Below are 18,595 nucleotides of genomic sequence, written 5' to 3' on the forward strand. Positions count from 1 at the left end.
GCCCGAAGCCGGAGCGCACCCCGGCCGGGACCGGCGGGCCGTAACCTCACCGCCGATCAGCTCTCAGAGGAAGACCGCGCGGATGTCGCCGCCGAAGTAGCCGCTGCCCGCGTGGGCCCATGAGACCTCGGGAGCGTTGACGACGGGTCCGCCGATGGTGGTGCAGTGTCCCGGGCCGCAGGCCGTGCCGACGACGTAGTAGCGTCCCGCGTCGCAGCCGACGCCGATGCGCTTGCCGTCCGAGGACCGGTACGTCGAGCAGACGATCCTCTTGCCGGCCTGCCCGGTGGATCGGACGGTCGGGGCCGCGTGGGCGGGAAGGGCGGTCAGGCCCGCGGTGGAGACCGCGGCCGCGACCGCGGCCACGGCGAATCGTGCGTTCGCGATCACGGCATGTCCTTCGTCGAGTCAGTCGTATTGGGGCTCGGGCCGCGACCAGGTCACCGAGGTACCCGGCGGACAGGCCACGAGCGAGAAGTACACGGAGGTGTAGCGCTCATAGTTGCCGTGCTTGTAGGAGCCGTCGCTGCATCTGGCCTGGGTCTGGTAGACGTGTGCGTCGGGTGGTCCCGCCCAGCAGTGGTAGCTCGCGGTGCGGTCGTAACTGTGGTCCTCGCAGGTCTGCCCTTTGTAGACGAAGGAGCGTGCGGGCTCCCGCGCGCTCGCGGCGACGGAGGACAGGGGTGCGAGCGCGACCGCGGCGACGGCCGTCGCGGCGATCTTGCAGGGGGCGAAGCGGCCCATTCCGACCCTCCCAGGATTCTTACTCTTGGTCATTCCTCAAGTGCATAAAGTAATCGCTGCGGGGTGGGCCGGGCAAGCGGGTAAACGCGTACAAGCCTGGGAGTCGACTACGCTGTCCCCGGCCGGATGGATCTTTGTCCAGAGTTCGGAGTCAAGGCCCAGGCCTGGCGCGCTTGTCCGAACACAGGAGGTTTGTATGGCCAAGGGCTACTGGGTCAGTGTCTACCGCACCATTTCCGACCCCGAGAAGCTGGCCGCCTACAACAAGCTGGCCGCTCGGGCGGTCCAGGCCGGGGGCGGGCGGGTGCTCGTCCGCGGCGGTCGGGTCGTCGCCTACGACGCCGGCATCGCCGAGCGCACCATCCTGGTCGAGTTCGACTCCTATGAACAGGCGGTCGCGGCACGCGAGAGCGAGGCGTACCAGGAGGCGCTGGCCGTCCTTTCCGACGCCGTCGAGCGCGACTTCCGCATCGTCGAAGGCGTCGACTGACCGGCGCCCTGATCGCGAAGCCGACGCGCTCCTCTAAGCGGCGTAGCGCCAGAAGTCGCGCATCCAGGGGAGCGAGCCGGGGCCGCTGAGGCCGACCTGAGTGAGCAGGACGGTCACGGTGCCCGTCGACGGGACGATGTGGGCCGCGGTGCCGGTACCGCCGACCCAGCCGTAGCGGCCAGGGACGTTCCATGGGTCGGCACGGGTGATGTCCACCGCCCCGCCGAACCCCCAGCCCTGGCCCTCCAGGAACAGCGCGCCGAATTCGCGCTGGGCCGGCGTCGTGTGGTCGGTGGTCATCAGGCGTATCGAGTCGTCCGACAGCAGGCGGCGGCCATCGGGGGCGCGACCGTCGTTCAGGAGCATGCGGCCGAAGGCGAGCCAGTCGTCAGCGGTTCCCACCAGGCCTGCGTTGCCCAGGGGGAAGAGGGGCGGGCTGCTCCACTGGCCGTCCGGTGCGTCGGCCAGTTCCAGGCCGTCTTCGCGGGAGGGCATATAGAAACTCGTGAACCGCTCCCGCCTGTTCTCCGGGACGTGGAATGCGGTGTCGGTCATCCCCAAGGGGACGAAGAGTCTCTCAGCCAGGAAGTCGGGCAGCGGCAGGCCGGTGACGCGCGTGACCAGCATGCCCTGGAGAGTGGAGCAGGTGTCGTAGAGCCACGCTCGGCCCGGCTGGCAGAGCATAGGGATCTCGGCCAGTTCGGCGATCCAGGCATCCGGCCCGGGAAAGCCCCGCGGCTCGCGGGGATCCTTCTGCACGGGGAAGAGCGCCTGGATCGCCGGCAGCGTGAAGTCGGAGGCGAATCCGTACCCGGCCTGGAAGCCGAGGAGATCGAACACCGTGATCGGGCGGGCGGCGGGCACGACGTCGTCCACGGGGCTCGCGGGGGTGCGGACGACCTTCGGCGCCGCGAGTTCCGGCATCCACCGGCTGATCGGATCCTCCAGCGCGACCCGGCCGTCCTCGATCAGCATCATGACGGCCGCGGCCGTGATGGGCTTGGTGAGCGAGGCGAAGCGGAAGAGGGAGTCCCCGGCCATCGGCGGGCCGCCGAGGCTGGACGCTCCCGCAGCCGCCGCCTCCGTCCGGTCCCCGCGAGCCACCAGGCCCACGGCCCCCGGAACCGCGCCGTCCGAGACGAGGGAGTTCAGCAGGTCGGTCAGGTCGGTCACCGGCCCATCATCTCGCGCGAACGACCGGCCGGCTGGACCGCCGACGCCGCCGCGACGAGCCGAACCGCCTGAGCCCGAGACCGTTCCGCGGGGATCGGCCACCGCAACCGCGTGTCAGACCCTTACCAGGACCAGGTGCTTGTCCGAGGACGCCGGAGGGCCCGGGTCCGGCGTCAACGCGATGAGCGCTGTCAGTGCGTCGGACAGGTGGTCCGCCAGTTCCCTGTCCGATCCACCTTCCCTGGTGACGACGATCGCCGCCAGGAGCGAGGTGACGGCCAGGACCATGTCGCCCTCCCTGACGGGGCGGCTCGGGTCCCACAGTGGTGCGGCCAGCCGCCTCGCGTGCTCGATCAGATCCTTGACGTCTTCCCTGTCGATCGCGCCGGCGCGGTCAAGGGCGGCTCCCAGCACCGCCCTCGGGTCGTGGGCCGGTGACGGGCTCAGGGCGGTGTGCAGAGCTTCATCAAGGCACGCCTCCACCGTCGACGCCTTCAACCGGAAGCCTGGAGGACGCCGGGTGTACAGCCCCGTGCCTCCGAGGAACGCGCGCTCCAAGCGAATGCATGCCCAGGCCGCGCCGACCACGGCGTCCATGTCCAGCCTTCCCAGTTCGCCGGTGAAGACGAGGCGCGCCAGGTCCAAGGCCCATGCGGTGCTCATCCTTGTGGTACTGGGCGGATCGGCTTTGGCCAGGGCAAGGGCGAACGCGTGGGGCCGGGCGACGTGCAACAAGATGCGGAGGTCACGGCTTAGGCGGGCCGCCTCCTCATCGGCGCCCGAGGCGGCAGTGTCGAGCAGGTCGGCGTGTCGGACGAGGAGGCCGAGCGTTCGGTCGACTTCGAGGGCGCCATCAATGCCCAGGTTGCGGAGGAGGCCGGCGTACACGGAGGGGCCGACGCGTCGGGAGCCGGTACCGGAGCCGAGGCCGAGAGCCGTGTCGAGGCGCCTGATGATCGTTTGTGCGATCACGGAGGAGGGGCGGTCGCCGCCCCGGTTCGCCAGAGCGACTGCGAGGTGGCGCGCGTCGCTCAGATCACGTTCGAGCCCGTCGCTGAGCGCCCGGTCGAGGCCTCCCAGAAGCTCATCGCGTTCGGCGCCGTTGATGCGCGGCTGAGGACGGTCGAGGGCTTTCGCCATCGGGGCTTCGCGATCGATGCCGCCGGACTGGTGGACCACGTCGAACAGAACCTCGGCCGGATCCCCGGGGCCGAGATCTCGGCCCAGTTCCCGGCCGACCGCTTCGGCGTGGCGCAGGGCCTGGTCGCGGAGGCGGTCGAGGCCCTGGTCGTCCTCCAGGTCGGGGAGACCCGCGAAGCCGAGATCGGCGGCATACTCCAGGGCGCGTTCGCGCAGGGGAGCGAGCGGCGCTTCACGGACGGTCTCGAGCTGGAAGACGAGGTCCAGAGCGTGCAGCAGGCGGTCCTCGGCCCGATCGAGGTCGCGGGGTCTTCCGAAGACCAGCAGATCGGTGAAGGTGGTCGGCGGCTCGAACGCGCGAAGCCGGAAGAGGACATGGGTGTACCGGAGGATGCGGGACGCGTAGTGGTCGAGCTGTCGCGCAGAGGGCCGGTGCGGCGAGGCGGCCGGCGAGGACGGAACGAGGCGCACCTGGCCGTGGCCGTCGGTCCAGTCCTGGCCCGCGGCGTAAAGGATCACCTCGGCGCCGTTTCCGGTTCTTCTGGTGAACAGCTCCCGGTCGAGGATCTGGCGTGCCTCGGCCGGCGTGGGCAGGCGGTAGTCGGCGCCGTCGCCGAGCAGGGTGTTGAGCCAGGCGAGGAAGAACTTGATGTCCGTGGTCCACAGATCGCCGGAGACGGTGGTCGGCAGGCGGAGGCTGTTGTGACGACCGAGGAAACGCGTCCAGAGATCGTTCGAGACGGGGTCGGTGCAGACGCGGGTTCCGTCGTCCAAGGTGAAGGTGTCCTGGAGGGTGCGAGCGGCGACGACCTCGCTCAGCAGCCGCATCTCGTCGGCGTCGCCGGGTGCGGTCATCAGGAGCCGGTCGAGTCGAGCGCGCAGATCGGGATCCAGCTCTCGGGCCTCGTCCGCGCAGGCGTAGGCGAGCTTGAGCGACGTGACCGTCCGATCGGCCAGGCAGGCCTCGACGACGGGACTGGCGTCGGCGCGGGCGGCCCAGAGAAGCGTGACCTCGCGCCACCAGGGGTTGTCGACGTTGTCCACAAGGAGTTGGCGCCGGGACGCGTGCGCGGGCACCAGCATGGAGGCCAGGTACTCCTGCAAGGTGAGGTGTGCGAAGCCGTACCGGCCGTGCTGGTGCTCCAGCAGCAGACCGCTGCGCTTGACGTGGAGGAGGAAGGCCGCGGGGGTGATGTCCGGCGCGGTCCGCTCCAGCACGGCGCGGATGGCGCGCTCCGCTTCCTCGGCCGGGATGTCGCGCAGTTCGCGCCGCATCATGTACCAGGCCAGTTCCTGGACGACGCGCTCCTTCTTCTCCCCGCTCAGGCGGTCCACGTCGGTGTCGCGGAGGTTCTTGGCCTCCTGGCGGCGGTGGAGGAGGACCTGGCACACCTCCTCGTAGAGCGCGACCCGGCTGCCCGGCAGGCTGCCCCGGTAGCGGTGCACGTTCGCGATCATGGTGAGCAGCAGCGGGTTCGCGGCCAGGTCGGAGAGCGTGGAGCCGCCGCTGATCCGCCGGAACAGGTCGTCGGCGGCCCGCGCGGCGATCCGGCCGATCTCCCTGGGGTCGCCCTCCCGGGAGCGCTGCTCGATGGCCCGGTACCAGGCGTGCAGGAAGTCGCGGATCTGCCGGCCGGTGAACCGCTGCACCTGGAGGACGTCGGCGCGGGACAGCCGGTTGGCGTCGTATCCGACCGGGCGGGACGTCACCACGAACGCGTTGGCCGGGTAGCGGCTGATCTGGTCCTCCACCCAACGGACCACGCGGCTGCGGTCCCCCGAGTCGGCCACCTCGTCCAGGCCGTCCAGCAGGACCACGCACTGGCCCCGCCTCAGACGCTCCTCCAGCCACTCGGCCGAGACCGCACCGCTGAGCCAAGGCGCGGTCACCGCGATCCGGGCCAGCCCCTCGGGCTCCCCGGCGGCGATCTCCTCCGCATGGTCCCGCAGGTACAGCAGCACCGGGAGCTGCCTCCGGCGCCCCCACCCCCGCCGCCGCTCCGCGATCTCCAGGGCCGTGTGCCGTGCCAGCGTCGTCTTCCCGGAGCCCGCGGCGCCCAGGACCGCCAGTACCCGCCCCGGTGCCAGGAAGGACGCCAGCGACGCGCGCCGCCCGGCCTCCGCGGAGGACACCGTGCCGATGCCGGTGTCGGTGACGACCTCGGTCACCGGCCGCGGCCGCAGCTTCACATCGACGTAGACCTGCCGGGTCCGCAGGACGTACTCGGCCTGGGTGACCAGCCCGATCGTCTCCATCTGGTCGACGGCCGTGCGCACCCGCCTCAGATAGCCGCGCCGCGATCCCTTGCGCAGCCCTCTCGCCGGGGGAGGGGGCGGTGCCGTTTCGGCGACGGGCGCGGCGGCCTGCGGAGCGGCCTGCACCAGCGCGCCCAGAACGGTGGCCACCAGCGCCAGGTACCCCCAGCTCCAGCTCAGCTTCCCGTTGGCGTAGATCTGGTTGATCGCCACCCCCGCGGCGACCACCAGCGATGCCCCGGCAAGGGCGCGCCCCACGAACTTCAGCACCCGCACGACAGCCTCGGTAGCTTGACGACATGACCAGCAAATCCACTTAACCGTGTCGTTGTGCCTCGCACGCGAGAGTCGCCGATCCGATACCGGCCACGGGTGACCAGCGGAGGGTCATGTCGGGCAGGTTCTCCATGTTGCGTTCGCCGTCGTTGGTGTCGACGACGACGAAACCGTGATGCACGTAGAACGCCCGAGCCTCGGCGTTCCGCTGGAAGACGCGCAAGGACACCCCGCCAGGGCTGTGCCGCTTGACCTCGTCGAGCAGGAGCGTTCCGAGGCCCTGCCGGCGCATGTCCGGGCGCAGGTAGAGGTGTTCGAGCATGTCGCCGTCGAGGGCCGCGTAGCCGTTGATCCGCGTACCGCCCACCGCGACCCAGACGCGGCATCGCCTGAGCACGATCTCCCGGATCCACCGGACCACCTGCTCACGGCTGTGCTCCGGCGGAGGCAGGTACGGCATGGCCGCCGACCTGGAGGTCAGGTGGACGTCCGCGATCTCGGCCGCATCCGCCTCCTCCGCGAACCGGACCCGAACTCGGCGGTCAGCGTTCACGACGAGAACCCGCACACCGGGCATCTGTGCACACCGAGAACCAGCACTCCGCGATCGTACAAGGGCGAAAAGGACCGATCGTGCGACCGATCCCCGGTGAACGGCGCCGGGCACGGCTCCGGAGTGGTGTCCGTGAACACCATCCGGGGCCGACGGTGCCGATCCCTTGCGTTGACTTGCGGCTTGCTGCGCCTATCCGGCTTACATAAGGGCAACGAGCCGCAAGCCGACGCACCCGGACACCGCGCTAAGCGAGCAGTTCCTCGGGGCTGGTCATGGTCGGGAAGCCGGAACTGGCGCCCCACATCTCCGCGAAGCGGCCGTCCTCGAAGCGGAAGATCTCGACCAGTTCGGGCTGCGCGTCGCCGTCCGGCACCGCGACGCCCTCGACGGACGAGCGGACGGCGGCCCTGTCGCCGTCGACCAGGATGTCCCGGGCGACGACCCGGATGCCGGGGAACCGGGCGACGAGCGCGGTCCAGGCAGCCTTGCCCGCCTCGAACCCGGCGGCGCCGAGCGGGTGGCTGAAGAAGTCGGGCGTGTGCAGGGCGGCGGCCTCGTCGAAGCGCCGGCTGTTGAAGCACTCATGCATCCGTCGCACCAGGGCGGTCGCGTCCTCGCGTGTGGTCATCAGCGCAGTCTCCTGTCCGTGGTGAGCGGCGCCGACATAAACGGTGCGCCGCCCCGCTTATGCGCCAGGCTATACGGTGCGCCGCCCCGGTTATGCTGGTACCGACATGTCCAGCCGGTCACCTGATCCCGAGCCGCCTGTGGCTCCCCGGCGCGACCGGGAGCTTCGGGCCGACGCGCGCCGCAATCGCGAGCGGGTCCTGCGGACCGCTCAGCGGCTGTTCGCGACGGAGGGCCTCGGCGTCTCGCTCGACGAGATCGCCCGCCGCGCCGGCGTCGGTCCCGGTACCGTCCACCGGCACTTCCCGACCAAGGAAGAGCTGTATCTCGCCGTCGCGATCGACATGCTCGACGGGTTGGTGGGGGAGGCGGAGGCCCTCGCCGCCACCGGCGATCCGGAGGCCGTGTTCACGCTGCTGGCCAGGATGATGGCCTCCGGGGCCGAGAACGTGGCCGTGAAGAGTGCGCTCGAGGCCGCCGAGTTCGACCTGCGCACCGCCGCCCCGGACGTCGCGGAAGACCTCACCCGACATGTCGCGGACCTGCTCGACCGCGCAAGGACGGCGGGCGCGGTGCGCGAGGACCTCACCGCCGACGAGGTGATGGCCCTCGTCGCCGGAGCTTTCGCCGCGATCCGCCACGCGGGCGCGGAGGCCAGCCCCGAACGGTCGGCCCGCATCGCCCGGCTCATCCTGGACGGCCTGCGCCCCCCGATGACCACGGGCCCTGGCCGACGGCGGAGCAGGCGCCCCCACGCGTGATCCGATACCGGCCCCTGCCGGTGCCCGTCGTCACGCTCGCTCTCAACAGAACGGCGGCGGCGACGGGAGGCAAATGATCGTGGTGCGGTCGGGGGATCTCCTTCAGGACCCCTATTGATGCCATTGATTGACGATAGTGATCAACATGGGTTATTGTCCTCTCCGCAAGTACAGTGGTCGTTTCGTCCACTGAAACGGAAATGAAATCATCCCTGCCCGGGATCCTATTCGAGTCGCGGGCGGGGGTTGATTCCCGTGTCCCGTTCGATGCACTCCCGGTGCAGAATGAATAGGAGTGGGAATCATGCAGGAATCTTGTGGAAGTTGCACGGGCGGGAAGATCCCGGCCGTGACGGACGGGGACGGCAATGTGATCGTTCCCGAGCAGTCCTGCACTGCCTGCGGCGGGACGGGGACGGTCACCATCCCGGAGGTCCCCGACCCCAGCGGGAAGAAGTAAGTCCTTGAGGCCCCGGGGGCGCGCTCTGCGCGTCTCCGGGGCTTCACCTGCTTGCATGGCATGGCGGCTCGCGTGTCAATTCCGCTGTTCCGCGTTTCCGCTCGTACGGGGTGCGCGACCTGATCGCCGCGCGCGGCTGGGACGTCGAACTCGTCTTCAGGAGCTACACGGAGGCGCGCGCCACCCACCAGGAGGCGATCGAGGCCAAGGGCCTCGCCCGCTACGACGAGCTCCGCAAGGCGGGCGCCAGCCACGCCGAGGCGCTCAACCTCCACGCGCAGAGGCAGAGGGCCGGTCCGGTCGGCGGCGGTGCCCTGTACCGCCCGTGCGGCTTTGACCTGGCCCCCGCATCCGCGCTCTGCGGGCGAACGCGCCGCACGTAGGGGTCAGCCGGGTTCGGTCGTCGTGTGGGGGAGGGCTACCAGCGACATCACGTGCTGGGCGGGGCTGCCCTGCGGGGCGTAGAGGAGGAACGGGCGGCCGGGGGCGTCGGTGCGGGTCTCGGCCTCGTAGAGGACGGCGACGCCGGCGCTGGACAGGTGGGTGACGCCGGTCAGGTCGACGGTGAGGGGGGTGGTGCCGCCGCGGGTGCGCACGACGAGCTCCTCGCGCAGCTGCTCGGCGGTGGCGGCGTCGACCGGGCCGTCCAGCCGGATCCGCTGCGGACCCTCCGAGGGCTGGTCCAGGATCAGGAGCAGTTCCGGGTAGTCGTCCGGGGCGGACGACGGTGCGAGCTCGCCGGCGGTGAGCAGACGGGCGGGGCGGGTCAGGCGGTGCCGGACGGTCGCGGTGGTCCCGCGCGGGCCCGTCTCGACGCGCAGCTCGTCGGCGAAGTCGCTCGCCATGGCGAGGCCGCGGCCGCGGTCCTCGGTGGGCTGCCAGGGCTCGCGCCAGTGGCCGTCGTCGGCGACCTCGATCTCCACCACGCCGCGCCCGGTGCACTCCGCCCGCACCCGGACGGCGCCGGGCGTGCCGTCGTAGGCGTGCTCGACGCCGTTGGTGACCAGCTCGCCGATCGCATGCCGCAGCAGGATCACGTCCTCGGAGCGGGCCCCGAGGTCGTAAAGCCACTCGTCGAGCGCCTTGCGGGCGGCGGGGATCGCCTCCGACTTCGCCGGCAGGTCCAGCAGCAGCGGCGCGGTCGGGGCGGTGCGCTGCGCGGCCAGCAGCGCGATGTCGTCGTCATGCCCGGACGTCCTGACCAGCAGCTCCAGCGTCTGGGTCGTGAGGCGGTCGACCGCCGCGAGCCAGTCCTCGCGCAGCCCGCGGCCGGCGGCGACGTCGGCGGCGACCCGCGCCAGCTCGGCGGTGCCGGCCACGACCTCCTCGCCCGACCGGCGCACGATGCCGTCGCTGTAGAGGAGGAGCTGGTCGCCCACGGCCAGGCGGTCCTCGGCGAGCGGGAAGCCGGTCCCGGTGCCGAGCGGGCCGCCGCCGGACGGGCGAAGGAAGCGCGCGGGGCCGGCGGTCGGGATCAGCAGCGGCGGCGGATGCCCGGCCGTGCAGTACGCCAGCCGCCCGTCCGAGGGGTCCACGGCGGCGACGCACAGGGTCGCCGCCCGCGCGGCCGGAAGCCGCGACGCCAGCCGGTCGGCGGCGGCGAGCGCCTCGGCGATGTCGCCGCCGTGGTCGAGCCGGTCCTCCAGGACGGAGCGGATCCGTCCCATCGCCGCGGACGCCTCGACGCCGCGCCCGGCCACGTCCCCGACGACGAGCGCCGTCCGGCCGTCCGGCAGGGGGACGGCGTCGAACCAGTCGCCGCCCGCGGCGGTCCCGCCGCCCGCGGGCAGGTAGCTGCCGCCCAGCTGGAGTCCTGGCAGGATCGGCAGGCCCGCTGGGAGCAGTTGCCGCTGCAGCACGCCGACGAGATCGGCGGGCTCGGCCGCGCCCTGCTCGGCCTCGGCCGCCCGCCGCTGCGCCGCCTGCCGGTCCCGCACCCGTTCGGTGACGTCCTGCGCGAACGCCACGAGCCGGACGACCTCCCCGGTCGCGGACTTCTGCGGGACGATGGTGAAGTCGAAGTAGACGTCCTCGTCCGGACCGCTCGCGCGGGGCAGCTGGATCCGCCACTCCCGCGCCGTGACCGTCTCGCCCGTGCGGAACGGGCGGTCGAGCAGTCCGAACAGCTGCTTGGCGACGAGCTCGGGGAACAGCTCGGAGGCGGAGCGGCCGACGACCTCGTCCCGCGCCACCAGCGCGCGGTAGGCGGCGTTCACCGCCACCAGGCGGTAGTCGCCGCCTCTCTCCACCGCCGCGACCGCGGCGGGGATCGCCTCGAACACCTCGCGGACGATGCGGGCATCGCCGGTGATCCTGTCCATGTCCTCATCGCCTGGGGAGTCCAGCATCAACCCTCCGGATGGTCACCCTCCGTGCGTCCCTTTGTTTCCGACACATCCGGGTTAACACCTTGTGACGCACTCGCTGCGCAAGCAGCGGTACCCGCTTGCGCCGAGGAGATTCATCTCACAGCGGGGCGGTTTCGCGCCAGTCCCGGACGGACCTGCGGGCACCCCCCGGCCCGCGCTCGACTAGTGATGATCTTGTTGGGCGATCCTTTCACGCCGTCCGGTCGCGCCGCGCCCGGGCCGACCAAGATCGCTTGCGGGCGGCGCCGGGCGGATCGCGAAGCGATGCCGCGTTCGCCCAGGCGCGGTCACGTAGCGAGCCTCAAGGCGAGCGAAGTGGGCCGGGTCTTTGACACGCGACCTAGGTCGAACGGACGTCGGTGACCGGGACCGCCGACCGACGCGGTGCGACCGCCCGGCGCACCAGCATGGACGCATGACAGCAGCAGACCTCACCGCCAAGGCGACGGAGCGGCCGGCCAGGGCGACGACCCCGGGGTGGGCCGCGCTGCTCGCCGCGTCGATCGGCCAGTTCCTCGTCGTCCTCGACATCTCCGTCGTCAACGTCGCCCTGCCGCACATCCGCGAGGGCCTCGGACTCGGCGCCACCGGCCTGCAGTGGGTGGTCAACGCCTACATGCTGGCCTTCGCCGGGTTCCTCCTCCTCGGCGGGCGCGCCGCCGACCTCTACGGCCGCAAGCGCGTCTTCCTCACCGGCCTCGGCCTGTTCACCCTCGCCAGCCTCGCCGGCGGGTTCGCGCAGGACGGCGCCATGCTGATCAGCGCCCGCGCGTTCCAGGGCCTCGGCGCGGCGATCCTCGCGCCCGTCACGCTGTCGCTCATCACCGCGACCTTCCCCGAGGGCCCCGCCCGGACGAAGGCGATCGCGATGTGGACGGCCGTCGGCACCGCGGGCGGCGCGACCGGCGGCCTCGTCGGCGGGCTGCTGACCGACCTGCTGAGCTGGCGCTGGGTGCTGCTGATCAACGTCCCGGTCGGCGCGGTCCTCGCCGTGATCGCCGTCTGCTGGCTGCGCCCCGAGGGCGACTCGGCCGGGCGCCGCCGCCTCGACCTGCCCGGCGCCGTGCTCGTCACCGCGGGGGTGGGTCTGCTCACGTTCGGCATCGGCGAGATCGGGGACCACGGGTGGAGGCGGACGGGTCCGCTCGCCGCCGGGCTCGCCCTCCTCGCCCTGTTCGCCGCCGTCGAGGCGCGTTCCCCCGCGCCGCTGGTCCAGTTGCGGCTGTTCCGGCTCCGCAGCGTCGCGGTCGGCAACCTCGCGACGCTCGTCGCGACGATGGCGGGCTTCGCGCTCTGGTACTTCCTGTCGCTCTACATGCAGAACGTCCTGCAGTACAGCGCGGTCCGCACCGGCCTCTCGTTCCTCCCGCACACGGCGGGGATCATCATCGGCTCGCGGCTCGCGCCGCCGCTGATGGCGCGGATCGGCGTCCGGCGCCTCGCCGGCATCGGCGGGCTGACGGCCGCCGCCGGGTTCGCCTGGCAGAGCCTCGTGCTGGACGCGGACGGAACGTTCCTCACCGCGATCCTCGGTCCGGGCGCGACCATGGCCCTCGGCTTCGGCCTCCTGATGACACCGCTGGTGGAGGCCTCGACCAGCGGGGTGGAGTCCGCCGAGGCGGGCGCGGTCGCGGGCATCGTCAACACCTCCCGCACGATCGGCGGCGCGATCGGCCTCACCGTGCTCGGTACCACCGCCGCGCACACCGGACCGGACCTCGTGGACGGCTACTCGGCCGCGTTCGTGGTCGCGGCGGCCATCACCACCGCCGGCACGGCCATCGTCCCGCTCCTGCCCCGCCCCCGCCGGGCTCCCCGGGGCGAGGCGGAGGCGACCGCGTGACGCGAGGTCCTGCCGCCGGTCAGCTCGACGCGGGAGAGGGCCCGTTCCCGGCCTCCGTTCCGGCGAACCGGCGCAGGAAGGCAAGGGCGGTGTCGGCGACGTCCCGCCAGCCGTTGTCGATGGTGAGGGCGTGACCGCGGCCGGGGATCTCGGCGAACTCGGTGACGCCGGGGTTGCGGGCCTGCCGCTTGTAGGCGGCGTGCGCCATGGCGCGCGGGACGGTGTGGTCCTTCTCCCCGGAGATGATCAAAAGCGGGCCCCGGTCGGGGTTCGCGGTGTCGACCTTGACCTCGGTCCAGGGGTTGAGGTTGGCGGCGGCGGCCTGGAAGATCGGCGCGCCGGGGGCGGGGACGGCGTAGGTCTCGAACAGGTCCTTGGCCTCCTCCTCGGTCACGGCGTTGGCGAAGGCGTAGCGGAACTGCTCGTAGGTCAGCGGGATGGCGCGGTTCCGGTTGGCGGGATTGCCCAGCACCGGCTGCGAGGAGCGCAGCGCGGAGATCGGCAGGGGCAGGACGCCCCGGAAGGGCGCGGGGTCGATGGCGACCGAGGCGCGGGCCAGACCGCGTCCGGCGAGGATCTGGGTGAGCAGGCCGCCGAAGGAGTGGCCGACGATCGCGGGCCTGCGGGTCAGCTCGCCCAGGAGCCCCGCGAGGTGGTCGGCGACCTGGCCGACCGCCTTGCCCGCGAAGACCTCGGGGCGGGCGTTCGCCTCCTCGACGGTCGCGGGGTCGTCGGGCCAGGTGAGCGCGACCGGCGCCAGGCCGGCCGCCTTGAAATGCTCGGCCCACCGGTCCCAGCTGCTCGGCAGCAGCCAGAGCCCGTGGACGAAGACCACCGGGGTCAGCCCGGAGGCGTTGGCGGCGCGGATCTGCTGTTCGTCATATGTGGCCATGGGGCCCAAGCTAGCTCGCTGACCTGCTGCGACAATAGGTTCAGATGTCCTGTCAAGGCCAGGATGAGATCGGCCCGGGCCCCGGCCCCGCGCGGCGGCGAGCCGGTCGTGGAATGACAGAACGGGCGCGCCGGAAGGGCGCGCCCGTTTCTGTCCAAGCGAGGAAAGCGAAAGGGCTGGTTACATCCGAAGTGTGAGAAGGAAGCCCTCTTCATGGCCTCGCGCGTTGACTTTAGCAGTCACGCCGGGACCAGGTCACCCAGGTTTTCCGGCGTGTAGACGGTGGAATCACCGTGCAGGCCGTCGGGGCGTTCCATGCCGATGAACGTGACCGGTCCGCCGGGCGCCGTGCCGTCCCAGACAGTGGTCTTCTCGGCGTCGAGGAGGTCCATCAGGTAGCGGACGGTCAGGAAGCGGCGCTCGACGATCCCGCGCAGCAGCATCGAGGTCGTGACGCGGTTGTCCTCCACCCGGTTGAAGTTCGCCCCGCCCTTCAGGTGCAGGTGCAGCCACTTGGCGCGCCACCGGCCGTCGTCCCCGCGCAGGAACACCACCGGGAGCGCGACCCGGCCGGGGCCGCGCAGTTCCGACTTCATCCGGACGGTCCGCGCCTCGAACGGGCGGCCCTTCTGCTCCCCGTCGCGCAGCATGAATCCGAAGAACGACTCCTCGACCTCCTCGAACCCCTCCCCGGAGAAGATGTTCACCTGCGGGACGATGAACCGGGCCTCGACCTTGGCCAGGGTCAGGTTGATGAATTCCGAGGCGCCTTCCGGGGCGTCGGTGATGTCGCCGGAATGCTGGCCCGCCACGGTCCTGAGGTTGGTGTAGGACAGCCATTCCGGGTTGGCGTAGTCCTCGTCGAGCATGAGCGCGGAAAGGTCGAAGTCCGTCCGCTTCTCGCGCTGCCGCCAGTAGACGAAGAACCGCAGCAGCCTGCCGTCGACGGGCGACACCGAGCCGCGCGGCAGGACGCCGAGCCCCTTTCCGGCGGCCTTGCCGCTCAGCGGCAGCACGACGTCGAGCACGTCCGGGTCGACGACCAGGTGCCCGACGGACGGGAGGCGACCCCGGATCTCCTCGTCCAGCATCGCCGCGAGCCCCTCCACCACCTGGGGGTCCAGGGGCGGGCGGGAGTCGGGCACGGTCACGCCGCGGCCGAGCCGGTTGGCGAACAGCCGCGTCCGGCCGGTCTCGGCGCCGCGGTTGAGCAGGTGCTCCCGCAGCGAGAGCAGCACCCGTCCCGAGACCCCGCCGACCGCCCACCCGGCCGTCTCGAGCACGGCGTCCTGGGCGTCCGGCGCGAGGCGCAGCAGCCGGTCCAGGGACCGGAAGAGCAGTCCGGGCGCGCCCGCCGCCACGCGCGCCGCGCCCGCGACGTCGCCGGTCGCCAGGCGGGCCTCGACGCGCGCCGCGAACGACGGAGCCTTCTTCTCGCCGCGCGCGACCGCGAACACGTCCGCCGCCCCAGCCCACTTCGGGTACTCGTGCGGGTGGAGCCGCTCGCCGAGCCGCTTCCACCGCTCGCTCCAGGCCGCGACGTCGCCGAGCTTGCCCGGGTCGTCGCGCACCACGCCGTGGAGCGCGGCGAGCAGCGCCCGGCGTGTGGGACGCGGCATCGACGCGAACCGCGTGGGCTCCTGGAGCGTCACGTCGCCGTCGGACAGCGCGCACGCCAGGCGCAGCACGTCGGTGACCGTGTCGACGAGAAGATCGGCGCCGAGCGACAGCCGGACGCGGTTGATGACGGCCCGGTTCTCCCGGACGGGGATCCGCTCCGGATGCGGGCCGGAGGCGTGGTGCGCGGCCAGCTCCGCGAGCGTGCCGAGGTCCTCCTCGCCCAGCGGGGTGGTGCTCTGCGCGAGCCTCAGGTAGAGCTCCGCGGCCTCCTTGGCGAGGCCGCGTCCGAGGTGGAGGACGGTCACCCGGTCGCTCGCGGCGGTGACCAGCGCGTCCTGCGCCTCCAGCATCTCCTCGAAGGTGTGCTGGTAGCGGCCGTAGCCCTTGAGGGCGAGCAGGTCGAGGGCGCCGGCGCGCAGCGTCTCGCGCGCCGCGGGCGCGAGCCGGGGGTCCTGGAGCGTCTCGTGGAGCAGCCCGAGCCAGAAGTCCAGGGTGTCGGGCACGTTGCGGGGGAAGTCCCGGAAGTAGGTGTTGTGCCGGACGTGGTCGCCCGCCATCTCGCGCACCGTCGCGAGCGTGCGCACCGCGAAGCTCCGGACGGTCTGCTCCGACAGCCCCGAAAGCGCGCGCAGCACGTCCCCCGACAGCTTGAAACCGGCCGACATCAGCGCGATGTCGAGCTGCCGCGCCACCGCCGCCCCTTCTCCGGGCGGGCCGGAGGGCGCGGGAATGCGATGCGTGTCCCGGACGACCAATGCCTCAAGCGAGATGTTCACCCGGTTATGGTGACAGAGCGCCATAAATCGCTGCACTCCATTAACCGGGCAATCGGCCTTTCCCGATCAGGAGGCGAGGGCGTGCGGCTCCAGCCGCGCGTCCGGTGCGGGCGGGCGGGCGAGGCGTCTCCCGAGCCGCTGCGCGGGCGCCTCGATCCAGCGCTGCGTGGCCCAGCTCGACACGATCAGCACGATCAGGAAGGCGCCGAGGCCGGCGAGGTCCTGGCGCCCGGACGCGCCGAGGAACTGCGCCGCCACCATCAGCCACAGCGGATGCAGCAGGTACACCGAGAAGCTGATGGTGCCGAGGCCGGTCGCCCAGGCGGGAAAGCGCCGGTGCCGCAGCCGCCACCCCGCCGCGAACGTCAGGGCCGCCGCCAGCACCGCGCCGCACCAGACGATCTGGGCGTTCCGGCCGTAGGGGGCCGCGTTCCACGTCCCGGCGGCGAGGGCCCCCGTCAGGACCGCGGCGCCGGTCGCCCCGGCCGCGCGCCGCGTCATCTGGCCGTGCTCGGCGCGGTGCACCGCCGTGCCCGTGAACATGGCGGCCAGCATGAGCAGGCCCTCCCACGCGCCGACACGGCCGTTGACCGCGACCAGCACGAGGGCCAGCAGCCCGCCGAGCAGCCCGCCGGCGATCCGCGGCGCGGGGCGCCGGGACGACGCCGCCGGGATCGCCACCGCCAGGGCGGCCACCGTCACCGCGACCACCGGGCCCGTTCCCGCGGTGCGCGACAGCAGCGCGGCGGGGGCGTAGGCGCCCGCCAGCAGCCCGGTCGCCGTCAGCGCGACCGCCACCAGCGCGACGGTCGTGAGGACGACGGCGGCCGGAGCGGAGCGGCGGTGCCCGCCGACCACGAACAGCGCGACGACCAGCAGGTAGAACGCCATCTCGTAGGAGAGCGTCCACAGCACGTTCATCGCGTTCGGGACGTTCAGGAGGTCCTGCATCATCGTCATGTGCGCCAGGACGGCCGTCGCGGGGGAGTACTGCTCCAGGCCAGCCCTGAGCCCGAGGACGCCCAGCATGAACGGCAGGACGGCGAGGAGGCACGTCACCGCCAGCAGAGGGTAGATGCGGAAGAACCGGCCGACCCAGAACCCGCGCACGCAGCCGCGCCGCTCCAGCGAGGCGGGCACGATGTACCCGCTGACCAGGAAGAACACCAGCACGCCGAACAGTCCGGGATCGAACCACTCCTTGATCCACGGCCGCAGGCCGGGCAGGTAGACGTAGCTCGCGTGGTGCAGCGCCACCGCCAGGGCCGCGGCCCCCCGCAGCGCATCGAGCCACCCAAGTCTGGACGATCCGGAAGAAACACCCGAGGCGGGAAGCATTCCGACAGAGTAGTAGCTCTCACCTCATGCCTACCATCGAACTCAGGCCTTCCCTCTATCGCATATCTGCCGCGAAATGGACGGGAAAGGTTTCCTGTGCGCCGCCGCCAAAGCGGCGGTTTGGAGGGCCGAATGCCGACGATCACGCATCGCTCGACCAGAGAATCCGTGATCAAGTCGCGTTTCCTTTCGCACGGCACGCTCAAAATCACCGATGCGGCGGCGGCCAGCACGGGGTCGGGGCGACCTCACCGGCCGCACCGCCCTCACTCCGCAGGAGGCGAGGGGGGTCTTCCTGAACCCGGTCTTCGAGACCGTCTGACCGCGCCGCCAGACCACGCCGGCCCCAGGGCGACCGTGGCGGCCCCGCGGCGGGTAAGCGTGGGGCGCCTGGGGACGATGGGGGCATGACGACCGACGAGACCGGCACGACGCTGCCGCTGAGCCCGGACGAGCTGCTGACCACGACGCGCACCGTGCGCAAGCGCCTCGACCTCGACCGTCCCGTCCCCGTGGAGCTGATTCGCGAGTGCCTGGAGATCGCCGTCCAGGCGCCGAGCGGCAGCAACCGGCAGGGCTGGCAGTGGATCGTCGTCACCGAGCCCGGAACGCGTGCGGCGATCGGCGAGCACTACCGGCGCGCGTTCGCCGCCTACGCGCAGGCGGGCGGCGCCGGCGGCGGGCAGTACCAGGACGACCCGGAGCGCGCCGAGGTCCAGCGCCGCGTGGGGGAGAGCGCCGCCTACCTGGGCGAGCGCATGGGCGATGTGCCGGTCCTGGTGATCCCGTGCCTGCGCGTGCCGGGCGGGCGGCTGCCGGAGGGCAACCAGGCGGGCCTGTGGGGCTCGCTGCTGCCCGCCGTCTGGAACTACGCGCTCGCGGCCCGCGCCCGCGGGCTCGGCACCGCGTGGACGTCCCTGCACCTGATGTACGAGCGGGAGGTCGCCGACCTGCTCGGCCTGCCCGAGGACGTCCGCCAGGGCGCGCTCATCCCCACCGCCTACTACACCGGCGACACCTTCCGCCCCGCTCCACGGGTCCCGCTGGAGGAGATCCTCCACCTCGACCGCTGGTGAGCGCGGGCTGAGGAGCCGGGCCCGGGAGGAGCCCGGCCCGGCAGGTGCCCGAGAAGGCCGCGTCCCATGCGGGGCGCGGCCTTCTCGCGCGGACTTATTGGCGCATCGCCAATAAGCTATTGCCGCAGCGCCAATAAGGCTCTAGGGTTCGGTGTGCCCCCGGGGACACGGAGGCGGGCCGGCCGCTCCGGCTCCGGT

General features: G+C 72.0%; 15 protein-coding genes. 5 read left to right on the forward strand and 10 right to left on the reverse strand.

Translation table 11 applies throughout. From position 1 onward, the window contains the following. Positions 1-63 precede the first annotated feature (63 nt). Together FKD65_RS45105 and FKD65_RS33795 are read right to left on the reverse strand one after the other, a co-directional pair. The gene (locus FKD65_RS45105) at positions 64-390 is read right to left on the reverse strand and encodes a hypothetical protein (RefSeq protein ID WP_205718333.1); all 327 of its coding nucleotides are present in this window, start codon (positions 388-390) and stop codon (positions 64-66) included. 18 nt (positions 391-408) lie between these two features. Further along, on the reverse strand, positions 409-744 hold the full coding sequence (locus FKD65_RS33795) for a hypothetical protein (protein ID WP_141582476.1): 336 nt from the start codon (positions 742-744) through the stop codon (positions 409-411). Positions 745-940: 196 nt separating this feature from the next. Between FKD65_RS33795 and FKD65_RS33800 the strand changes: the two genes are divergently transcribed. Continuing rightward, a complete protein-coding gene (locus FKD65_RS33800) occupies positions 941-1,234 on the forward strand; it encodes a DUF1330 domain-containing protein (protein WP_141582478.1) in 294 nt (97 codons plus the stop codon). Between the two features lie 33 nt (positions 1,235-1,267). On the opposite strand, the gene FKD65_RS33805 is transcribed toward FKD65_RS33800, so the two are convergent. From FKD65_RS33805 to FKD65_RS33820, 4 genes are all read right to left on the reverse strand, one after another. Next, positions 1,268-2,407 carry a serine hydrolase gene (locus tag FKD65_RS33805; RefSeq protein ID WP_141582480.1) on the reverse strand — a complete coding sequence of 380 codons (1,140 nt, stop codon included), beginning with the start codon at positions 2,405-2,407 and terminating at the stop codon, positions 1,268-1,270. Between the two features lie 114 nt (positions 2,408-2,521). Then, positions 2,522-6,079, reverse strand: a complete 3,558-nt coding sequence (locus FKD65_RS33810) for an NACHT domain-containing NTPase (protein WP_141582482.1) — start codon at positions 6,077-6,079, stop codon at positions 2,522-2,524. Positions 6,080-6,119: 40 nt separating this feature from the next. Then, on the reverse strand, positions 6,120-6,632 hold the full coding sequence (locus FKD65_RS33815) for a GNAT family N-acetyltransferase (RefSeq protein WP_141582486.1): 513 nt from the start codon (positions 6,630-6,632) through the stop codon (positions 6,120-6,122). 247 nt (positions 6,633-6,879) lie between these two features. Continuing rightward, positions 6,880-7,263, reverse strand: coding sequence for a nuclear transport factor 2 family protein (locus FKD65_RS33820; RefSeq protein WP_141582488.1), 384 nt, complete (start codon positions 7,261-7,263; stop codon positions 6,880-6,882). 106 nt (positions 7,264-7,369) lie between these two features. Here FKD65_RS33820 and FKD65_RS33825 point away from each other — a divergent pair, with 106 nt between their 5' ends. Beyond that, positions 7,370-8,023 carry a TetR/AcrR family transcriptional regulator gene (locus tag FKD65_RS33825; RefSeq protein ID WP_141582490.1) on the forward strand — a complete coding sequence of 218 codons (654 nt, stop codon included), beginning with the start codon at positions 7,370-7,372 and terminating at the stop codon, positions 8,021-8,023. 570 nt (positions 8,024-8,593) lie between these two features. Further along, on the forward strand, positions 8,594-8,866 hold the full coding sequence (locus FKD65_RS33830) for a hypothetical protein (protein WP_141582492.1): 273 nt from the start codon (positions 8,594-8,596) through the stop codon (positions 8,864-8,866). Between the two features lie 3 nt (positions 8,867-8,869). On the opposite strand, the gene FKD65_RS33835 is transcribed toward FKD65_RS33830, so the two are convergent. Beyond that, complete coding sequence (locus tag FKD65_RS33835) at positions 8,870-10,831, reverse strand: SpoIIE family protein phosphatase (RefSeq protein ID WP_141582494.1); 1,962 nt, start codon at positions 10,829-10,831, stop codon at positions 8,870-8,872. Between the two features lie 436 nt (positions 10,832-11,267). Between FKD65_RS33835 and FKD65_RS33840 the strand changes: the two genes are divergently transcribed. Then, positions 11,268-12,695, forward strand: coding sequence for an MFS transporter (locus FKD65_RS33840; RefSeq protein WP_141582496.1), 1,428 nt, complete (start codon positions 11,268-11,270; stop codon positions 12,693-12,695). Positions 12,696-12,714: 19 nt separating this feature from the next. On the opposite strand, the gene FKD65_RS33845 is transcribed toward FKD65_RS33840, so the two are convergent. From FKD65_RS33845 to FKD65_RS33855, 3 genes are all read right to left on the reverse strand, one after another. Then, entirely contained in the window at positions 12,715-13,587 is an 873-nt protein-coding gene (locus tag FKD65_RS33845; protein ID WP_141582498.1) for an alpha/beta hydrolase, read from the reverse strand. 239 nt (positions 13,588-13,826) lie between these two features. Beyond that, the gene (locus FKD65_RS33850) at positions 13,827-15,983 is read right to left on the reverse strand and encodes a TerD family protein (RefSeq protein WP_141582500.1); all 2,157 of its coding nucleotides are present in this window, start codon (positions 15,981-15,983) and stop codon (positions 13,827-13,829) included. Between the two features lie 66 nt (positions 15,984-16,049). Further along, a complete protein-coding gene (locus FKD65_RS33855) occupies positions 16,050-17,321 on the reverse strand; it encodes an acyltransferase (RefSeq protein WP_141582502.1) in 1,272 nt (423 codons plus the stop codon). A gap of 407 nt (positions 17,322-17,728) precedes the next feature. Here FKD65_RS33855 and FKD65_RS33860 point away from each other — a divergent pair, with 407 nt between their 5' ends. Further along, positions 17,729-18,397 carry a nitroreductase family protein gene (locus FKD65_RS33860; protein ID WP_141582504.1) on the forward strand — a complete coding sequence of 223 codons (669 nt, stop codon included), beginning with the start codon at positions 17,729-17,731 and terminating at the stop codon, positions 18,395-18,397. Positions 18,398-18,595 lie beyond the last annotated feature (198 nt).

It is taken from the genome of Actinomadura sp. WMMA1423, assembly GCF_006547145.1.
Taxonomy (GTDB): Bacteria; Actinomycetota; Actinomycetes; order Streptosporangiales; family Streptosporangiaceae; genus Spirillospora.

Coding starts and splice junctions, on each gene's coding strand:
- FKD65_RS33795 (WP_141582476.1), bottom strand. CDS start 744: ATGGGCCGCTTCGCCCCCTGCAAGATCGCCGCGACGGCCGTCGCCGCG.
- FKD65_RS33800 (WP_141582478.1), top strand. CDS start 941: ATGGCCAAGGGCTACTGGGTCAGTGTCTACCGCACCATTTCCGACCCC.
- FKD65_RS33820 (WP_141582488.1), bottom strand. CDS start 7,263: ATGACCACACGCGAGGACGCGACCGCCCTGGTGCGACGGATGCATGAG.
- FKD65_RS33825 (WP_141582490.1), top strand. CDS start 7,370: ATGTCCAGCCGGTCACCTGATCCCGAGCCGCCTGTGGCTCCCCGGCGC.
- FKD65_RS33835 (WP_141582494.1), bottom strand. CDS start 10,831: ATGCTGGACTCCCCAGGCGATGAGGACATGGACAGGATCACCGGCGAT.
- FKD65_RS33840 (WP_141582496.1), top strand. CDS start 11,268: ATGACAGCAGCAGACCTCACCGCCAAGGCGACGGAGCGGCCGGCCAGG.
- FKD65_RS33845 (WP_141582498.1), bottom strand. CDS start 13,587: ATGGCCACATATGACGAACAGCAGATCCGCGCCGCCAACGCCTCCGGG.
- FKD65_RS33855 (WP_141582502.1), bottom strand. CDS start 17,321: ATGCTTCCCGCCTCGGGTGTTTCTTCCGGATCGTCCAGACTTGGGTGG.
- FKD65_RS33860 (WP_141582504.1), top strand. CDS start 17,729: ATGACGACCGACGAGACCGGCACGACGCTGCCGCTGAGCCCGGACGAG.